This window comes from Arcticibacter sp. (genome assembly GCF_053551015.1).
The window spans coordinates 91,604-112,881 of record NZ_JBMQOB010000007.1; the positions used below are offsets into that span (position 1 = coordinate 91,604).

General features: G+C 46.2%; 9 protein-coding genes. All 9 read left to right on the forward strand.

Translation table 11 applies throughout. From position 1 onward, the window contains the following. The first annotated feature begins 13 nt into the window (after window positions 1–13). The 9 genes from ACO1NU_RS03250 to ACO1NU_RS03290 all read left to right on the forward strand — a co-directional run bounded on the left by ACO1NU_RS03250 (window position 14) and on the right by ACO1NU_RS03290 (window position 21,084). Complete coding sequence (locus ACO1NU_RS03250) at window positions 14–529, forward strand: DinB family protein (protein ID WP_448817024.1); 516 nt, start codon at window positions 14–16, stop codon at window positions 527–529. Between the two features lie 102 nt (window positions 530–631). Continuing rightward, a complete protein-coding gene (locus ACO1NU_RS03255; RefSeq protein ID WP_448817025.1) occupies window positions 632–2,593 on the forward strand; it encodes a glycoside hydrolase family 97 catalytic domain-containing protein in 1,962 nt (653 codons plus the stop codon). A 25-nt stretch (window positions 2,594–2,618) separates the two neighbouring features. After that, a complete protein-coding gene (locus tag ACO1NU_RS03260; protein ID WP_448817026.1) occupies window positions 2,619–6,653 on the forward strand; it encodes a two-component regulator propeller domain-containing protein in 4,035 nt (1,344 codons plus the stop codon). 206 nt (window positions 6,654–6,859) lie between these two features. Continuing rightward, the gene (locus ACO1NU_RS03265) at window positions 6,860–9,985 is read left to right on the forward strand and encodes a SusC/RagA family TonB-linked outer membrane protein (RefSeq protein WP_448817027.1); all 3,126 of its coding nucleotides are present in this window, start codon (window positions 6,860–6,862) and stop codon (window positions 9,983–9,985) included. A gap of 11 nt (window positions 9,986–9,996) precedes the next feature. Next, window positions 9,997–11,829, forward strand: a complete 1,833-nt coding sequence (locus ACO1NU_RS03270) for a RagB/SusD family nutrient uptake outer membrane protein (RefSeq protein WP_448817028.1) — start codon at window positions 9,997–9,999, stop codon at window positions 11,827–11,829. Window positions 11,830–11,842: 13 nt separating this feature from the next. Further along, window positions 11,843–12,520 (forward strand): DUF3823 domain-containing protein, encoded by a 678-nt coding sequence (locus ACO1NU_RS03275; protein WP_448817029.1) that lies wholly within the window; start codon window positions 11,843–11,845, stop codon window positions 12,518–12,520. 53 nt (window positions 12,521–12,573) lie between these two features. After that, window positions 12,574–14,493: a family 43 glycosylhydrolase gene (locus ACO1NU_RS03280; RefSeq protein ID WP_448817030.1), complete on the forward strand. Its 1,920-nt coding sequence runs from the start codon at window positions 12,574–12,576 to the stop codon at window positions 14,491–14,493. Between the two features lie 100 nt (window positions 14,494–14,593). Then, on the forward strand, window positions 14,594–15,226 hold the full coding sequence (locus tag ACO1NU_RS03285) for a TlpA family protein disulfide reductase (RefSeq protein ID WP_448817031.1): 633 nt from the start codon (window positions 14,594–14,596) through the stop codon (window positions 15,224–15,226). Window positions 15,227–15,348: 122 nt separating this feature from the next. Next, window positions 15,349–21,084 carry an alpha-2-macroglobulin family protein gene (locus ACO1NU_RS03290; RefSeq protein WP_448817032.1) on the forward strand — a complete coding sequence of 1,912 codons (5,736 nt, stop codon included), beginning with the start codon at window positions 15,349–15,351 and terminating at the stop codon, window positions 21,082–21,084. The last annotated feature ends 194 nt before the right edge of the window (window positions 21,085–21,278 follow it).

Sequence of the window (21,278 nt, forward strand, 5' to 3'; positions counted from 1 at the left end):
CAACGAACACGTTATGGCAAAGAAATTAGAAGTTTGGCAGCGCGGACCGCTGCCGGGTATATCACCACTGATGCAGCCCGTCGGGCATGCGCTGCTTCAGGCGAGGGAAGAACTCCATGTGTACATGCAGGATTTTCCGGCGGAATTACTTTGGGTGCGGCCGCTTGGAATGGCTTCGGTCGGTTTTCACCTTCAGCATTTGAGTGGAGTGCTCGACAGGGTATTTACTTACGCCAGAGCTGAACGATTGACACCCTGGCAATTCGAGCAGTTGGAAGAAGAAGGGAAAGACTCAGCCGCAGGCTATTCCGTTGATAATCTTGTGGAGCGGTTCAACAAGCAAGTCGATCTTGCCCTGCAACAACTTGAAAGGACTGATGATGCCACATTGCCGGATTTCAGGGGAATAGGCAGGGCAGGGCTTCCATCCACAGTAGGCGGACTCTTATTTCATGCTGCAGAGCATACCATGCGGCATCTGGGGCAGCTCATGGTTACGGCTGCCGTTGTCCGTGCAAAGGTTCTTTGACGCTGGAGGTAGTTAAATGTGGTTTTAACGTTTAATAAAATTCATTATGTTTGTTTCATAACCAAGCCCTATTAACCAATTAGGAACAATCTTGAGACTCTTATGACTGCTATCAGAAACCTTCTCTGCGGATTTTTATTGTTTTATTGTTACACCAGCACGTATGCTCAGGAAATGAGCGTTGCAGGGCCCAATGGAAGGCTCGTTGTTAAGCTTTCCTTGAATCAGGGAAAACTATATTACCATGTAGTTCTCGATAAGAAAGAAATGCTGGAGAATTCTCCTCTGGGACTCAAAGGAAGAGAGATCGACCTATCTGCAAACCTGGAACTGACAGATAAGCGTTCACGAGTGATCGATGAAACCTATGAAGAGCCTAAGATAAAGGTCAGTAAGGTGAACTATCGGGCAAATGAACTGGTTTGTACCTTCGCTAATCCCCAGAAAAACAAACTCGACGTCATATTCAGGGTCAGTGACAACGATGTCGCTTTCCGCTACTACGTACATCAAACGGGCGAGCCAGCTAATTTTACAGTAGTTGAGGAGCTGAGCGGCTATAAATTTCCAGCCATAACAACTACTTTTCTCACGCCCCAGGCCACTCCGATGATCGGTTGGATGAAGACCAAGCCAAGTTATGAAGAGGAGTATACGACCGACCAAGCAATGGGTACTCCCTCGAAATATGGGGTAGGATACACTTTTCCTGCCTTGTTCCATGTTGGCGAAAGGGGCTGGGTATTGCTTTCGGAAACCGGAGTGAATGCCTCCTACTGCGGTTCCAAGCTAAGCGAAGGCTCCAGGGATGGCTTGTATAAAATCGCTTTCCCCGAGCCGGGAGAGAACAATGCAATAGGAAGCGCTCAGCCCACGATCCCCTTACCCGGGATTACACCATGGCGAACCCTGACGGTCGGATCGACTTTGAAGCCCATTGTGGAGACTACCGTTCCCTTCGACCTTGTTGAACCCCAATACCCCGCTTCAAAAGAATACACATTTGGACGTGCTACCTGGAGCTGGTTGGAGTGGCAGGACAATAGCATCAACTTTGAGGACCAGAAGAAGTTTATCGACCTGTCGGCAACAATGGGCTATGAGTTCGTTCTGGTAGACAACTGGTGGGATGCCCGGATTGGTCGTGATAAAATTGAGCAGCTTGTAGAATATGGAAAAGAAAAGAACGTAGGCCTATGCCTCTGGTACAACTCCAACGGATATTGGAGCGACGCCCCTCAAACTCCGAAAAGCCGGATGAATCAGAGTGCGGCCCGTAAGCAAGAGATGGCCTGGATGCAGTGGACAGGCATCAAAGGTATTAAGGTTGACTTTTTTGGAGGTGATAAGCAGGAAACGCTGAAGCTTTATGAAGACATACTTTCAGATGCGAATGCCTACGGATTGGTAGTCATATTTCATGGTGCCACTTTGCCGCGTGGCTGGGAGCGCATGTATCCCAACTTTGTTGGCAGCGAAGCAGTTCTTGCCTCTGAAAACCTCATTTTTACGCAGAATGCCAATGACAAGGAAGCCTTCAATGCTTCATTGCATCCTTTTATCCGCAATGCGGTTGCCTCTATGGACTTTGGTCCGGTACTTCTAAATAAGCGCCATAACCGTGAAAACAAAGGTGGGACGACGCGCAGAACCACAGAGACCTTTCAAATAGCTACTGCAGTGCTGTTCCAGACGCCCGTACAGAATTTCGGCATAACGCCTAATAATCTGCAGGAAATGCCTGCCAGTGTGATAGATTTCATGAAGCAGGTACCAACCACCTGGGACGAGACCAGGTATATAGAAGGGTATCCTGGAAAATACGTGGTGCTCGCCAGACGCCATGGCGATACCTGGTACATTGCAGGCATTAATGCTGAAGAAAAGGATAAGTTGCTCTCCTTGTCTTTACCCATGCTGGCTTCAGGAGATATAGCATTGCATACGGATAGCGAGGACAGAGCTGCTCAGCTAAAAAGTGTGCGCGTCGCGAAGGGAAAAACCGTAAAGGTGTCGATGCCGAAAGACGGTGCTTTTATTATAGTAGGAAAGCAAGCCCGTTAATTAGTTCTACGAAAGCGGCATTTGCATGAGGTCAGCACTTTTCTTTATCTGCTTTTTTCAGATCTCTATTTTATGGGGGCAATCGAAGCAGGTCAAGTACCTGTCGCTGGAAGACGGACTGTCTAATCAGCAAGTGCTCGATATCGAGCACGATGAATACGGGTTCGTGTGGGTTGCGACTGAATTGGGACTGAACAGATTCTCCAGTGGCATTTTTAAACCTTATTATCAGTCGGAAAAGGAAGAGGGCCGTTCTGTTCACAGCAATGAGATCAATACCTTGTTTTACGATCGCGGGATGCTGTATGTTGGCACCAGGTCGAAGGGACTGAATGTGCTCGACATCCGGACCAATCGATTCTCCTATTATTTACATGACCCGAAAGACGAAAAGTCGATCGCGACCAATGACATAACAGATATTACCAGGGGAAGTGACGGTCGCTTATGGGTTGCGACCTATCATCAGGGATTGCAGCGATTTGACCCCGTAAAAAAGCACTTCGAGCGGTTTAACAAGAAAAAGCTGCCCGCATTGCCTGAGAACGGCATCTGGTCATTGGCCCAGGGAAAAAACGAGATTCTCTATATCGGCCATGTGAACAGTGGTATGTCGATATTCGATGTAAAACATAATCAGCTGAAAAGCATCCAGGTAAGTAATACCAATGGAATGCTGCCCGATAACGAGGTGAAATCTCTTTTATGTGATCGCCGCAACAATGTGTGGATCGGTACCAGAAAGGGTCTGGCCATCTATAATCCGGCAAGGCGTAGCCTGCAGCAGATTCATCTGCGGACACGAGCGAAAAATGGATTAGAGCCGTTCATCTATACTATTAAAGAGGTTGGTGACGAAATATGGATAGGAGCGGAATCATCTCAGCTATTTATATTGAAGCCCCGGTATGCTGCCGGAGGGGGAATTCAAGGTGTAGCTTCTATCACGCTGTCTGATCTGGACAGGGGGAACAATTCTTCGGTGCAGCAGATTGCACCTGACCGGTTCGGCAACGTATGGCTCGGCATTTATGGTGGAGGAGTGGGATTTATCAGTCATCTGAAACCCTTCTTCCACGTATTCCCAAAGACGAGACTGGCTTTACCTGGTATCGGAAGACTGGCCACTGTTAGCGGTATTCTCGAAGGCAACAATGGTACGATGTGGCTTGCAACTGCTGGAAACGGAATCGTTAAAATGACATCGGGAGGGGAGCTGGAACAACTCTCTACGCTAAATGATCGGCTTGGGGATAATTTTCTTTTAGCAGCATTTCAGGACAGCAAAAAGAACAAGTGGTTTGGATTACAGAGAGGGGGGCTAGCAGTCTTTGATGAAAAGTCAAAACGCTGGCTTCATCCTGAACCTGCGCAGAGGATGACGGAGGTTAGGGCCATTATGGAGGATCGCGATCGCGATATCTGGATTGCCGCACAAGAAGGTCTCTTTATTTATCATCCTGCCGACCAGAGCTTCCAAAAATTGCTTATCAATAAACCCATGCTGGGTGACTATGCCCCGCGATGCATGGTAGAGGACTGCCACGGCAATGTGTGGGTGGGAACCTATGGACAAGGTTTGTATGTATTTAATCACGACAAAACACTCATTTACAAAATGGGCGCAGGTGAAATGCTTAGAAGCAATACAATCAACCATATTTTCCGTGATAAAAAGAACAATATCTGGATTGCAACAAACGAAGGTGTCACTTTGCAAAGTGCAGACAAAGCACTCGGCAAGATGGAACATGTCAGGCCTCCAGGGTCCGACGCCTGGCTAATTGTAGATGCACTTGCCGAAGATCAGGAGGGCAACCTGTGGTTGTCCACCAAGTCCGGATTGCTGCGCTACCTTACCGGCGACAAGCGATTTCTCAGCTATGATCAGTCTTACGGTATTCCGGTCGGAGGGTTTATAAACGCAAGCGTCGCCACCGACCAACTCGGGCGCATTTATTTTGGCATGCAGGAAGGTGTCTGCTATTTTCAACCTGCAGATATTCCTCTGAAGCTTAATATGTCGCCGGTAAGAGTCAGCCGGTTTACCGTCTTTAACAGAGGAGAATCCCGGATGCAACAGGATAAATATCCATCCACCACAGAAAAAGTTCATCTGCGACATGATGAAAACAGCTTCAGGGTCGAACTTGCCGTGATGAATTATGCATTGAACGAGCTGGTAGAGTTTAGTTATAAATTAGAAGGGCATGACAGAGACTGGATCTATCTGGGCAATGAAAAAAACATTGACTTCAGAAATATTCCATATCGCGAATATGAATTAAGGATCCGGACACGCCTCAAGAATGGAGAGTGGTCTGCCGATTACAAGAGGCTTTTTATCGATATAGCACCGCCTTTTTATCTAAGTAATTTGGCACAGGTCGTTTACGCCTTGATTATCAGTATGACCCTTCGGCTGATTGTATTCTTTTACATCAGGAAGATCAAGGCTGAAGCAGAACTTCGGATGATTGAGAGGCAACATGAGCAGGACGAGGCGCTGTATACAGAACGCCTGAACTTCTATACAAATATAACCCATGAGCTCCGTACACCATTAACACTCATCTTAGGACCACTGGATGATATCCTTCAGGATGAGCGACTCAGTAGCAAACATAAGAACCTTGTCGAGACGGTAAAAAGAAGCGCAGGCCGCCTGTATTCATTAGTCAGTCAGCTACTGGAGTTTCGCAAAGTCGAATCGCAACATCGATCATTGTTCCTCAGAGAAGGATATCTCGGAGAGACACTTCAGGAGCTGGTCAGAAAATACGAGGAGTTAAATACCAAGCAGGAAGTGACGATGGCTTGTGAGATCCCGATACCAGATGTGAAGACTACGTTTGACCCGGAAGTCATCCAGCTGATCGTAGATAATCTACTTTCCAATGCTTTTAAATATACGAAGCGTGGACGCATTGAGGTTCATCTCGGATATGAAAAAGAGACCTCTGCCCATTGGGCTGTAATCACTGTAAAAGATACAGGAACAGGAATACCTTCGATACATCTTCCGAAGATATTCGACAGGTTCTACAAAGTGCCACTTACTCATGTGCATGGTACGGGAGTAGGTCTCGCACTGGTTAAGGAGCTTGCAGCGATTCACCATGGAGCTGTATCTGTAAGTAGTGAACTACACAAGGGAACATCTTTCGTGGTGCGGTTAATGGCTAATTTAGCTGTGGTTGATGAACGCGCTGACAAGGAAGTTTTTGGGCCGGAAAATGATGAAACTGCCGCTGGACAATCTCGACCCTTGCTTCTCCTTGTTGAGGATGATCTTGAATTGAGACGGTATCTGGGTGACGGATTGGAGGCCTATTATGAAGTGATACAGGCCGAGAATGGTATAAGCGGACTTGAGCAAGCAAAGCTCAGGATACCTGATGTTATTCTCAGCGATATCATGATGCCCGATATGGACGGCTATGAAATGCTGGCGAAATTGAAAGCAGAACGAGAGACCAGCCATATCCCGATTATATTCCTGACTGCGAAAGACACAGAACTCGACAGGCACCGCGGATATACATTGGGCGTCGACTCTTATATAACAAAACCGGTGAGTATCGAGCTCCTTCACGGGCGTATAGAAAACCTGCTTTTAAGCAGGAAAGTACTTTATGCCGGCGTACTGCAACAGATATCTTCTCAAACTCAACCTGTACAGCAAGCTCCGGAAAGTAATGAGGATTTATGGAGGGAGAATTCATTTGTAAACGAATTTGTTAAGCTGGTGGAAATGCACATCGAGGACGAGGTATTGGATGCTTCAACTCTGGCGGAGAAACTTCACATGAGCCAGTCTACCCTTTATAGAAAGTTGAAAGGTATCACTGGAAAGAGCATCAACCACCTTGTTCGGAAAGTACGGATGCATAAAGCCGCAGAGCTTCTGCGTTCCGGAAAATATAACATCACCGAGGTTACGTTCATGGTCGGAATAAACAGTGCCGTTTACTTTCGCCAGTGCTTTAGGGATGAATTTGGTCAGCTCCCATCTGACTATCAAAAAACTCATCTTATTCATCAGAAAGACCGTTTTTGACCGAATAGTGCATGCAAAATGAACGAATTGTGTATGCCTGAAAGAAGCGGATACACCTAATTTGGTACTGTTGCCGATTAAAAACCAAACTAGTCTACGCGGAGATGTAATCAACCGAACATTCCTGCTATGCCTGCCGGTTCTGTATATGGAACATCCCATCGTGCATGAAGTGAAACATTAACCAATATCAAAACCAATAAACTATGACAAACCTCAGGGTTATTTTAATTTACTTCCTGGTGGGCTTGCTGCCCACCCTCACGTACGCTCAGCGCGATATATCGGGCAAAGTAGTGGACAAGGATAATCAACCTGTAATTGGGGCGAGTATTCGCGTGGACGGTGTACCCAATCTGGGCACAAGTTCTGATGTGGAGGGTCGCTTCCACTTGAAGGGTGCAAAGGGGAATTTAATTATAACCTATATCGGTTATAAAACCCAAACAGTTGCCATAGGCGACAAGACTCAGCTAACTATCACAATGGAGACTGATGGTCAGACATTAGACGATGTCGTTGTGGTGGGTTATGGAACCCAGTCAAGGCGGAACATTACGGGTGCGGTAAGCGATATCAAATCAGAAGATATCGTTCGTTCTTCTTCAACAACGGCAGCAGGCGCTCTTGCAGGGAAAGTTCAGGGAATCTCTGTTCGGGCCAAAGATGCGCGGCCCGGACGCGGCGCAGCGATTGAGATCCGTAACATGGGAAATCCATTATACGTCATAGACGGTGTAGCTTATGGAGGGCAGACAGGTACGGACTGGGTGGGTTCGCAGAACGTATCGGGAGCTGATATATTCAATGCGCTGAATCTGGAAGATATTGAAAGCATTTCTATCTTGAAAGATGCAGCAGCAGCCGTGTATGGTTTCCGAGCAGCACGGGGTGTGGTCTTGATTACGACTAAAAAGGGTGGTAAGAACGAAAAGGCAAAGATCAATATCAACGGCTATCAAGGCTGGCAGAATTTGACCCGCTTTCCGGAAATGGCGAACGCTGCTCAATACACGCGCGGATTGGTTGAAGCCAGCCAGAACGAAGGAGGGAACCCCAATTCGGTTTATACTCCAGAGGAGCTAGCTAAATGGCAGGCAGGAACGGAACCGGGCTATAAAAGCTACGACTATTACGATATGGTTATCCGGAAGAATATACCGCAGAGCTATATCAATGCGAACATCACAGGCGGAGCAGAGAAGTCAAACTACTTCCTTTCTGTGGGGCACGTGAAGCAGGATGCCATGATTGAAGATTTCAATTATAAGCGTACGAATATTCAAGCTAATATGGAGGCTAATGTACTGGAAGGCTTAACTATTGGCACACAAATCTCCGGAAGACATGAGCTTAGTCAGGATGTTGGACTTCCAGGAGGAGACGGGTATTTCTCATCTATCCTGGCCGTGTTTAAAAACAGGCCGACGGTGTCGCCATATGTAAATGACAATCCGCTCTATCCAACACATACCCATGATTTTGCCTATAACCCTGCTATATTTCATCGTGATATCGCTGGATATAAGGATAATCTTTATCGAAATGCCAACTTAAACCTTTATGCGAATTATAAAACCAAGTTTGGTCTATCAGCGAAAGGAACAGTGTCTTACAATTATACCAACAACAAGTTTGATGGCTTTCAATACAGGTACGATGTATATCGTTACGAAAATGAAGCTTATAAACGGACTGGCGGTTCTAATGCCGGATGGCGGTATGAAACAGAACGTGAAGTCGTTACGCGCTTTGCGCAGTTTCAACTGGATTATACGAAGCAGCTAGGCGACCATACAGTATCTGCAATGGCAGGCTATGAGCGTTCAGATTATGATAAGAACTATCAAGAGCTGGGCGCCAATCCGGCGAACAACTACATACCACTAATTCGTTTAGCCGAATTGAATGGTCTGAATGACACATGGGCGTTTGAAGCCCGGGCGGGTTATATCGGGCGCATTAATTACAATTATAAAGGTAAATATCTCTTCGAAGCGCTTGGAAGATACGACGGTTCCTTCCTGTATGCTGCGGGTAAGCGCTGGGGATTTTTCCCGGGAGTTTCTTTAGGTTGGCGGATGTCAGATGAGTCGTTTTTCGAGCCATTAAAGAAGGTTATCGATGATTTCAAGATCCGAGCATCTATAGGGCAGACTGGTCTTGAAGAGGGTATTAATATGCATGACTATCTTCCTGGTTACAACTGGGGACAGGGATCTTCAGTATTGAATGGCGCATTAACACCTGGGATCAGTCCCCGCGGCATCCCTATTACGAACCTTTCCTGGGTGAAGAATACCAATTATAACATAGGTGTAGACCTGGCCATGTTCGACAACAAGCTGACGATGACTGCAGATGCATTCAAGATCATCCGCACAGGATACCCTGGTCCACGCTATGACGTGCTGCTACCCAGTGAGGTTGGTTATGGCTTGCCTAACGAAAACCTTAACAAGAATGGTTATTATGGAGCTGAAGGAATCTTGACGTACAGCAACAAAGCTGGTCAATTCAATTATGTGGTTAGCGGCAACGTAACCTTCTCCAGATATAAGAGCCTCGAGACATATAAGCCACGTTTTGGGAGTTCTTGGGATGAATACAGAAACTCTACGGAAGAACGTTGGGGAGGAACATGGTGGGGATATCAGGTTGTGGGCCGCTTTCAGTCAACAGATGAAATTAAGAATCACCCAATCGATAACGACGGAGCCAATAACAGAACACAGTTACCAGGTGACTTGATTTACAAGGATGTGAATGAAGATGGCCTGATCAACTCCCTGGATGAACGTCCTATCGGATATCCGACAGGCTGGGCTCCGATGGTGAGTTTTGGAGGACGTGTAGCACTTAGCTGGAAAGGAATCGAGCTGAATGCAGATTTTGCCGGAGGTGGTATGCAGTCATGGTTTCAGGATTATGAATTACGGAATGCCTTCCATGGAGACGGAAATTCTCCTGCTTATTTGCTTGAAGACAGATGGCATCGTGCAGATCCATACGATCCGAACAGTGAGTGGATTCCGGGATACTATCCGGCTATACGCAAAGGAAATTCAGGTCCTAACGGTAGGAACAGTGATTTTTGGTTGACCAATGTTCGCTATCTGCGTGTACGCAATCTGGAACTTGGCTATAACCTGCCCAAGACCCTGGTAGGAAAGATCAAAGCGCAGAACGTGAGATTTTATATAAACGGCTCCAATCTTATCTCCTTCGATAACGTGAAAAACTACCAGATAGATCCGGAAATAGAAGCCAGGGCTGCTGTCGTTTACCCTCAGCAGAAGGTCTTTATGGCAGGCTTCAATGTTACCTTTTAATGAAATTGACGATGAAAAAGATATATATAACTTTTGCCTTGATAATGGGTCTTTGTGTTACCAGCTGTAATCATGACGAGTGGTTTGAACGGGACCCCAAAAACATGATCACCGATGAACAGCTGTGGAACGATCCTCAACTGCTATCATCCTTGCTCGCGAATTACTATGATCGCATGCCTACGTTTCACGGCGTGTTTAACACAGGAGGGATGACCGAGCTTGACGATGCGATGTGGTCAGGACACCGCGACGGTAACGGGCGTAACGACTTCCAGTATGGAGATGATTATGGCAGGTACTGGGACTATGGCTTTATACGTGACATTAATCTTTCGCTGGAGAATATCGCAGCTAAAAGCGTCAATTTAACAGAATCCGACAAGAAGCTATTTGTAGCTGAACTTCGTTTTATCCGCGCGTTTGTATATTTTGAAATGGTTAAGCGAATGGGTGGAGTTCCGCTGGTAACTTCGCAGCTGCTGTATGATTTCAGTGGCGATCCTACACCATTACAGGTTCCCCGATCTAAAGAACATGAGATCTATGATTTCGTATATCAGGAGCTTGAAGCGATCAAAGATGATCTGGTTGCGAATAACGGAAGTGCGACCAAGGCAAACAGATTTGCTGCGCTGGCGCTGGAAAGCAGGGCAATGTTATACGCGGCGTCTATTGCTAAATACAATAACCTCATGGCGGCACCGATATCAACCCCTGGGGGCGAGGTTGGAATTCCGGCATCTATGGCGACAGACTATTACCGCAAATCTTTAGCTGCTTCGAAGGAGATCATGGCTGGCCCATATCGTCTCTACAACGAGAATGCCGATAAAGGAGCCAATTTCTACGATATGCTCAATAAGAAGACAGGCGGAGAGGTGATCTTTGCTAAAGATTATGCCGTCAGTTTAAAGGTACACCGTTTCGCATATGATAACATCATTAAGAGCATGACGGAGGATAACGAGTCTTCTTCAACCATTTCTCCGAGCCTGAGCCTGGTTGAGAGCTTTAATTATCTCGACGGAAGTACAGGAACGTTGAAGGATCGTGATGCAGCAGGAAACTATATACCTTATTCCCGCATTGACGAGATTTTCGCAAACAAAGACAAGCGTTTGTTTGGCACAGTTATTTATCCGGGCACAACATTTCGCAACAGGGACGTGAGTATGCAGGCAGGTGTAGCTGTGTGGAACAATGGCACGTACACGCTTACTACTGCGCCTGAGCTCGGACAGGGTTACTCTGCAGGCGGTATATGGACCGGTTTCGACGGTCCGAAGAATGATGCCCAGGACGTTAGCAACACCGGATTTTACATTCGGAAGTTCGTGAGTGATGCACCGGCCGCGAGTACCCGCGGGACTTCTGCTGCAAATTGGTGGCCGTGGTTCAGAATGGGTGAGATCTACCTGAATGCTGCAGAAGCAGCCTTTGAACTAGCGCAGCCGGAAGCAGTAGCGTATATCAACACGCTTCGTGAGCGGGCAGGATTTCCGGCAAATAGCATCACTAACCTGACAATGGATATCATCAGGAACGAGCGACGTGTAGAGCTTGCTTTTGAAGATCATCGCTATTTTGACTTGAAGAGATGGCGTATAGCACATCTGGTGTGGAATGGTTCTGAAAGCGATAACGATGCCGTGGTAAAGGGTTTGTACGCTTATCGTGTTGAAAGACCCGGACACCCCGACCACGGAAAATTTATATTTGAGCGCGTTCGTCCAACTCGGTTCCGGAGAGCTCGGTTCTTTCGTTTAGCTAATTACTATTCATCTATCAGTCAGACCGTAATCAATAACAATCCTAAAATTGTTAGAAATCCATTCCATTAATCTCTATTACATTATGAAGATAAAAATTCTATCAGCTATGGTTATGATGTCAGGTTTACTTCTGACTAGCTGTGAATATGATAATTTCGATGCGCCAACTGCGACCTTGTCTGGTAAAGTTGCATTTGAGGGGAAAGCCATAGGAGTCCGTACAAATGGCCCTCAGCTTGAGCTATGGCAGGATGGATACCCGCTGCGGTCTCTCATACCTGTACATATTGAACAAGACGGCACATTCTCGGCCGTATTGTTTGATGGACAATACAAGCTGGTGCGCAAGGGTAATTCTCCCTGGTTACAGCAACCCGGCGATACTTTGATTGTTAACGTTAAAGGGAACACAACTGTAGACGTACCGGTAACCCCCTATTTTACGATATCAAATGAAACGTTCCAGGCATCTGGCAATGAGGTATCGGCGAGTTTTACGGTAAACAGGCATGTAGAGTCCGCGGAAGCGGATGCTGTACGCTTGTACGTAGGTAAGTCGCTTTTGACAGATCAGTCTAGAAATGAGTTAGCTGTAAATCTGAATTTGTCGACCTTAAGCGTGGGTACATCCACTTCGCTTAAAGCACAATTACCTGAAAGCTTTAAAAACCTGAGCTACGTTTTCGTGAGGATAGGCGTAAAAGCAAAAGCATCCGGCGAATATTACTACACCCAGGTTCAAAAGCTCAATCTTAAATAACATTCTTAAGCACGGGATGATGATTCTTAATCCCGTGCTTTTAACTCTACTTTATGATAAAATACCTTCTTTTAACAACGTTCAGGGTTTCAGTATTTATTGCAGCAATCACAGGTATCTCCCAAGCTCAGGACTATAAATATGGCCCCACCGACAAGGATTTCGCTGCTTATCTCTTTACTTATTTCAAAGGCAATGCCGTCAAAGACGAAGCCGTTTGCTACGCGGTAAGCACCGACGGTTACAACTACCGGGCACTGAATAATAACTCGCCGGTACTGGATTCAAAAGTGATCAGTTCTACGGGAGGCGTGCGCGATCCGCATCTGTTGCGGGCAGAAGACGGAAAGACTTTCTATATGGTTTTGACAGACATGACCTCGTCGAAGGGCTGGGACTCCAATCGCGGCATGGTACTCCTGAAGTCAAACGATCTCGTTAACTGGAAACACAGCGTAATCAACATACAGCAACGCTATAAGGGTCACGAAAATCTAAAACGGGTATGGGCACCTCAGACGATCTTTGATCCTGCAACGCAGAAGTATATGGTGTACTGGTCTATGCAGCACGGAAATGGGCCCGACATTATTTACTATGCATATGCCAATGCTGATTTTACAGACCTTGAATCTGACCCCAAAGTATTGTTCAAGCCTAAAAGCGGTAAATCATGCATAGATGGCGACATCGTCAACAAGAGCGGGCTCTATTATCTGTTTTACAAAACCGAGGGAAACGGTAATGGTATTAAGCTGGCTATTACCGACTCCCTGACATCGGGTAAATGGATTGAACAGCCCCGATATAAACAACAAACGCGGGATGCAGTAGAAGGGTCGAGTGTCTTTAAACTCAATCAATCTGATAAATACATTCTGATGTATGATGTTTATGGGAAAGGCAAATATCAGTTCTGTGAATCCGTGGATCTTGATCGGTTTTCTGTGATCGACAAGCAGGTAAATATGGATTTTCATCCACGGCATGGGTCTATTATCCCTATAACGGGAAAAGAACTGCAGGCGCTTACCGCCCGCTGGGGAATACCCACGGGTATAGAGTTATCGAAAAGAAGAAACCCGGCGCTTGAGGGCTTCTATGCCGATCCGGATGTCTTATATTCGAACAAGACAAAGAAATACTATATCTATCCAACCAGTGATGGATTTGATGGCTGGGGCGGATATTATTTTAAAACATTTTCGTCAGCTGACCTGAAAACGTGGAAAGACGAGGGCGTGATTTTAGACCTGAAAAAAGACGTTTCCTGGGCAGATCGGAATGCATGGGCACCTGCTATCACGGAAAAGAAAGTCAAAGGCAACTACAAATACTATTACTATTTCACGGCAGCTCAGAAAATCGGAGTCGCCGTAGCTGATTCGCCTGCAGGACCATTTAAAGATTCGGGCAAACCCCTGATCAACTCCCGGCCGGAGGGTGTAAAAGGAGGGCAGGAAATTGATCCGGCGGTTTTTCAGGATCCGAAAAGTGGTAAAAGCTTTTTGTACTGGGGTAACGGTTATCTCGCTGTCGCTGAACTGGGGCAGGATATGATTTCTGTAAAGCCGAATACAGTTAAGGTATTAACGCCGGATGAGACCTTCAGAGAAGGTGTATATGTTATCTACCGCAAGGGGACTTACTACTTTCTTTGGTCGGAAGATGACACGCGAAGCGAAAACTATCGTGTGCGATATGGAACCGCTAAGTCTCCACTGGGTCCCATTCAGATACCTGAAAACAATCTGATCCTGCAAAAGGATGCTTCTCAGGGAATCTATGGAACCGGACATAATTCCGTTCTGCAGGTACCTGGCAAGGATGAATGGCATATTGTATATCACCGGTTTAATTACCCTCATGGTATTCAGATGGGAGATGCAGCCGGTTTTCATCGGGAGGTCTGTATTGATCAACTATTTTTCGATAATAAAGGAAATATCCTGCCCGTTAAGCCCTCCTTGTAACAATCCCATTGAACCGGCTCAGAGCCTGAATGTGTAGGATATTTCTTCGATATTTGTCCTGAAGGATTATTCTTCAGGACAAATATACCAGCCATCGTAGATGCCACGTCGACTAAATAGTGAAACCAGCCAATCAGGCACCAGAAAGAGTTGGCTTAATCTTTCCAATATTATCACAGCTGCTATTGTGGTTTTTATGCTCGCCATGGTCGTGAGTCCTGATTTTAAGGGCCAGGTGATTCGAGCACTGATGCATGTGGGGCTTTTTCAGCCTGATTTACAAGATCAACCACAGAGGAGCGCAGGTTCTGAAGGTCCTGCTGAAAAAACCTCAGCTTCATTTACAGACATGAACGGTAAGGTGATCAATGTTTCTGATCTGAAAGGTAAAGTGGTCTTTATTAATTTCTGGGCAACGTGGTGCCCTCCCTGCATAGCGGAGATGCCTACCATCCAGCTTTTATACAGCCGTTATAAGGATAATCCTCGTGTGGTGTTCATCATGGCAGATATGGATGGAGATCTTCCAGCCTCCTCAGCATTCATGAAGAAGAGAGCGTTTGAGATGCCTTTATATATGGCGACAAGTAAACTACCGGAATCGTATTTTTCGGGCTCACTGCCGACTACAGTTGTACTGGACAAGCAAGGCGACATCGCATTTCATCATGTTGGGGCAGCCGACTACTCGAATCCGAAGTTTTTCACTTTTATAGACCAACTGATCCGATAGGGTCTTAATGTCACTTCTTTCAGGATTACCTTGGGTAGTGGTATTGATGTCCATTAATTGTCGTTTTAAATTCGCAATAAAGTTTTAGTTTTAAGGTAGATCTAAACTCAACCTTATCTCCAATGGACAAGCCTTACTATTGTCTACTCCTCGTGCTGTTGTTCAGCTTTTCGGGGTTTGCACAGAACTCTTTAGACAGAAGTCGCCAGACAAGTTTTTATACCTACATCTATCCCATAGACGAGGCTAATCTTGAGCGTTTATACAACGGGTACCAATTAGATGAACGTGTATTGGTAACACCGATAGATTCTTTCAAGACAGACGGGAAGCCGGTGCGTGTTCTGCCGACAGGAAACTTTGTGAAGGTATATGTCGCAAAAGATGAGCTTCACTATAGTTTGATCGAGAACCGGAGTGCTTATTTAAAAGTTTTAGATCACCGTGCAGACCTGCAGTTTATTGTGGTGGATGTATCTGGCCAGGAGATCAGAAATGCTAAAGTCCTGGTTGACGGGCGGCAGATCGCTTATGATCCTCGTGCCGGGGTATATCGAACGAAATATCCAGGCAAGGGTAAGGTCTTAGTTAAAATCACCCAGGATGCTGTGGTGAACTTTACAGAAATCAGCAATGATCAGGAAGATCGCGAAAGATGGTGGTGGCCAATAAGGCGCCAATCTTCACCGAAATACAGGGTTAAACGAGCCAAGGTTACCGGGGAGCTTGCGGGATATATAGTGTTTAACAAGCCGCTTTATAAGCCACAGGATACGCTGATGCTCAAAGCATTTATTTTGGAGGGAAAACGGCGTGAACCATCCAAAGATGTATTGTCAGTTCGCCTCTTAGGTCCCGATATGAAAAAGGAACTTGGCCAGGTAAGACCTTCGTATCCCGGTTCTTATAGTTTTAAGTTTCCCCTTCATGATAGCCTGAAGCTAAAGCTGGACCGCAGCTATATCATAGAATTGTATAGCGGCGACAAAATTTATCAATCGAAAACATTTAAGTACGAAGAATATGAGCTAAAAACCGTATTGTTTAACATGAGGGGCGATCAGCAAGAGCACGGTCGGGCGAAACCACAGACATTGTACTTCAAGGCCACCGATGAGAATGGATTGAACATAATGGATGGACGTGTCGAATTACTGATCCGGACGAATTCAGTGGATGAGTTTTTTAAAGACCAACTGTTTGTAGCCGATACGCTCTGGAGACACAATCTGAAGTTAGATCCTCTTGGCGAAACAAAGCTTTCCATACCCGATTCTATTTTCCCCGACGTTAATATGCATTATACCGCAGAGGCCAGGTTTCTGAATGCCAGCAATGAAAATAAGACGGTAAGCCAGGGGTTCGAGTTTCAAGCGCGGCCAGTGGATGATGTGAGGTTTGAGCTAAGACAAGACAGCTTACACATATCCGTAAAAGAAGGAGGAAGAACCTCCGGCAAGTACAAGATCAGTGCTTTAAATGCAAACGATGATACCCTTGAAACGTTCAGTTTGAATCTGCCTGCCTCTTTGAAAATTAATCATCTAGCAGAGCAATACGAAGTAAAAGGAGATATCACTCTTGACTGGTTTGAGCTCAATGATGTGCAGCCTGAAATACAAGTTCAGACGAAGAGAACAGTTGATTCCCTGTTTGTTCAGGTGAGTAACCCGCGAAGGGTGCCGATCTGGTACACGGTTTTTCAGGGAAATAAAGCGGTAGACCGTGGCAGAGCCGTGGAACTAAGTTATAAAAGGAAGTTCAGGGCTACACAAAGATGTACATTCCGCTACAGCTACGTATGGGGGGATAAAACGTTTTCAGAAAGCATCGACGCAAATTTTGCAGAGAAGCAGCTGTATGTGGATGTCAGTCAGCCGCTCAGTCTGTCGCCTGGTGAAAAAGCGGATGTAGTTATCAAAGTCACAGACGCAAAGGGGGAGGTCGTATCCGATGCTGACCTGACCGCATATGCAATTACAAGTAAGTTTAGCTATGCTGGTCCGCAGGTTCCGTACTTAGGAAAAGTTTATCCCAGCTCCAGGATGAAGCCCGCACTGGAAGTCGAAGAAGGTCTGGGGAATGCAACGCTTCCACTTAATTGGGAGAGATGGAGGGCTGAGCTTGGCCTGGACAGTATCGCTTATTTCAGATTTACTCACCCCGTTGGGGAATTCAGGCAAAGTCAGCCTTCGCCGGAAGGCTTAACCCAAATATCTCCCTTTATCGCGGAAAAAGGAAGACTAGTTCCTGTGTCGATCTTATATCTGAACGAAAAGCCCGTGTATTTTAGCAAAGCTCAGCAGATGCAGCGTTATGCTTTTCTTGTACAGCCCGGACCTGTTAGAATTCAGTTCAGGTTGAAAAATAGGCTGGTGACGGTGAATGATGTGGTTGTGACAAGAGGGGAACGTCTTGTCATTAGCTTTAACCCCGATACGCTTATTAATAAATCTTTTCAAATATCGAAAGCTCCTGAAAAGCTCTCCGACTATGAAGCATCGATTCTTAATAGATATATGATCCGCGTGGCGGATAGCTATTCACCACGTCTTGCTACAATCAGTCAGCCCGATAATGTGTTTATTCTGGAGCCATCCCCTACAAATGCCTGGAATAGGGCGGAGCCAAAGCTAGTCGGTCCGCTTTCCTATAATATAGTGAAATATCAGGATCAAGCGAAAGAGAGCGCCCCCATAAGCTTCCTGGCCGAGCCCAACTATACATACACCATTAAGCCGGGGCTGATCAAACAAACTTCAAACTCCCAAGCTTATGCTTTTGAAACGACTTTGAATGATTCCAGATCCCAGCCCTACACCGATATTGTACTTACGAACAAAGAGTTGGACAGTCTGTGGGCCCACTATCTGGACCTGAGAAGTCATACCACGCGAATTTTCGATAATCCTTATTTGTCCCAGAGTGGTAACGGAAGTCTCAGGATAAAAGTCAGGAAGCCAGATGACACTAGCGCTGTGCCCTTCGTGAAGAACATTATCTTGTATAGTAATGACGATCCGGACTTCCTGAATATCTATCCGGGGCGGGAAACTGATTTAGGATATCTGGAACCCGGCGTCTATCGCCTACTGTTTTTATTAAAAGGAGATCGCTATGTTTTGATCGAAAATGTGGAAGTTCAGGCAGGGGGCAGAACCTTCAGGCAAATGGATCTGAGCAGACCTCTTGCTAAGGATTCCTTCAGCACTGAGATTGCGAATTATATCAGGAAGCGCTCTGTGGCCAGGGATGATGAAGATGCACCAATCTTAACATCCATCAAAGAGTCATTCAATAACAGGTATTCTATTCCCGGTGATTATACAGATGTTATCAGTGGGACGGTATATGCAGCCGACAGTAAAGAACCACTCGCGGGTGTTGTCGTGACAGTAAAGGGGACCAGGTTCAGTGTAAGTACCGACATGAACGGACGCTATAGTATTCACGTCCCAACAAAAGGGAAGCTGGAGTTTAGATTCATAGGCTATTCTTCGCAGCAGATCGACATCAGAGGTAGTGGTAATCACAATGTTTATCTGCCGGAAGATAAGATGGCTCTAGAGGAAGTTGTTGTGGGTTATGGAGCAAAACAACGTACTCTTTTGGATCCCGCAGTAGAGACGGTGCACTCCTACCTTTCAGGAGCTCTTCCTGGCGTTAGTATTAGGGGTTTAACAAGCTCGGCCACTTTATCGGTACCTTTATATGTGGTAGATGGCATCATTGTAGCCAAGCCGCTGAAAGATTTTCCTCCAGAGGAAATAGCCGAGATATCCGTGTTGAAAGCCGAAGCTGCTACGGCGATCTACGGATCCCGGGGAGCAAACGGGGTGATCATCATCACAACCAAAAAGGGACGTAACAACGCACAGAAGACCATGCTTGCAGAAGGCAGTACCGACAGTGTTTCGATCAGAAGAAATTTCTCTGATTATGCCTTCTGGCAACCTGAACTCAGGACGGATAAAGACGGGGAGGCCAGGTTTAGTGTTAAGCTTCCGGATGATATAACCAACTGGCGGACATTCTTTGTTGCAATGACCAACAAAGCACAGAGTGGGTATCTTGAAAGTAATATCAAAGTGTTCAAGCCACTAAGTGCCACCTTTGTTAGTCCGCGCTTTGCCGTTCAGGGTGATAGCCTCAAGGCTATCGGTAAAGTGATGAACTACACCAGTGACACTGCTACGCTTACCCGTGAATTTAGCTATAATGGGAAACGCATGTTTAGCGGCAGCCTGTCTGTAAGTAATGCCCATCTGGATACCATTGATGTCGTCACCGACGAAACGGATAGCCTGAAGTTCCGGTATACGATTCAAAAGGCGAATGGATATTCAGATGGTGAAGAGCGGAGCATCCCGGTGTTTAAATCAGGTGTACTGGAAACTGCAGGGCGCTTTGATGTGCTGCAAGGGGACACGGTGATCAGCCTGACCTTTGACCCCCGAGTTGGCCCTGTAACTTTCAGGGCTGAGGCTTCTGTGATTCCGGCGCTGATCGACGAGACGGAGCATCTTCGTAATTACGAATACCTGTGCAACGAGCAGCTTGCCTCCAAATTGAAAGGCTTGTTGGTGCAGAAGAAAATTCGCGGCTATCTCAACGAGCCGTTTAAGTATGATAGAACTATCAGGCAACTTATCAAAAAGCTTGATGATAGCAGGAGAGCTGACGGTGCATGGGGATGGTGGAAGAATAGCGCTACTGGGCTGTGGATCAGCAGGCACGTGATTGAAGCCTTAATCGAGGCAGAGAAGTCTGGTTATTCAGTTTCTTTAAAGCGCCAGGAGATAGTCGATTATCTTGTACATCAGTTATTCGTCCTACGCGGCATAGAAAAGCTCGAGGCGATGCTCTTGCTCGCTTATTTGGACGCTAAAGTCGATTACATGTCCAACATCACCTTCTATGAAAAAGAAATAAGGGAATCCAGAACGAGTGCTAACCTTCACGAAAAATTGAAGTTGCTGTATCTGAAGCAGAAGGCCGGGCTCCCTGTACCTCTCGACTCCTTGACGGCCAACAAGCACCAGACGATGTTCGGCAATATGTATTTTGGAGAAAGGAATAACAGGATGTTCGACAACAGCATTCAGAATACGCTGCTCGCTTATCAGATTATAAAAAAAGAGGGAAAACATCCTGAATGGCTCTCTAGTATAAGGAATTATTTTCTGGAGCAAAGGAGAGACGGTTTCTGGAGGAACACTTACGAGTCGTCGCTGATTCTGGAAACCATCCTCCCAGACCTGTTGGGTCAATCGGCTGCAGTCAGACCGAGCGCCTTGATCCTGGGCTCTTCGGGTGAAAAGATTACCAAATTTCCGTTTACAAGAATTTTTCAGCCGGATGAAAAGCTCCAGCTTCAAAAATCTGGAGACCTTCCTCTTTATATGACGGCTTACCAGCAGGACTGGAATCATGAACCGGCAAAGGTCAGTAAGCATTTCCGTGTAGATACCCGTTTTGAATCTGCATCCGGTGAGCGGCTGAAGCAGCTAAAAGGAGGAGAGCCTGTAGTCCTTATTGCTGATGTTGATGTGTCTGCAGATGCAGATTATGTAATGATCGAGATTCCCATTCCCGCGGGCTGTTCCTATGATGAGAAAGAACAGAATTGGTGGGGTAACGAGGAGCATCGGGAATATGGCAAGAACAAAGTGAACGTTTTCTGTCGGAAGCTAAAAAAAGGCAAATATAGTTTTGCGGTTAAACTGATGCCGAGGTACGATGGTAGCTATACCATGAACCCGGCAAAGGCTGAGATGATGTATTTCCCAGTTTTCTATGGCAGGGAAGGAATAAAAAAGGTCAGAATTGGCGCTGAAGCGGGTTCACTAGCTAAGTAGTAGTCTATCTGCACCCTCCCAACGGAAATTACTGTCCCTTGGGAGGGCTTCTGGTTTTCTGTAACCGCTTCGCCAGCAGGGAGTGTATTAGCTCTCATGAAAATTCCAGTCACCAGGGCGCCGGGCACATCTTCTATATGCCCTGGGTTTCTATTGCGAGTCGGAAACCAAGTAACTGAAAGCAGTTGATCTTA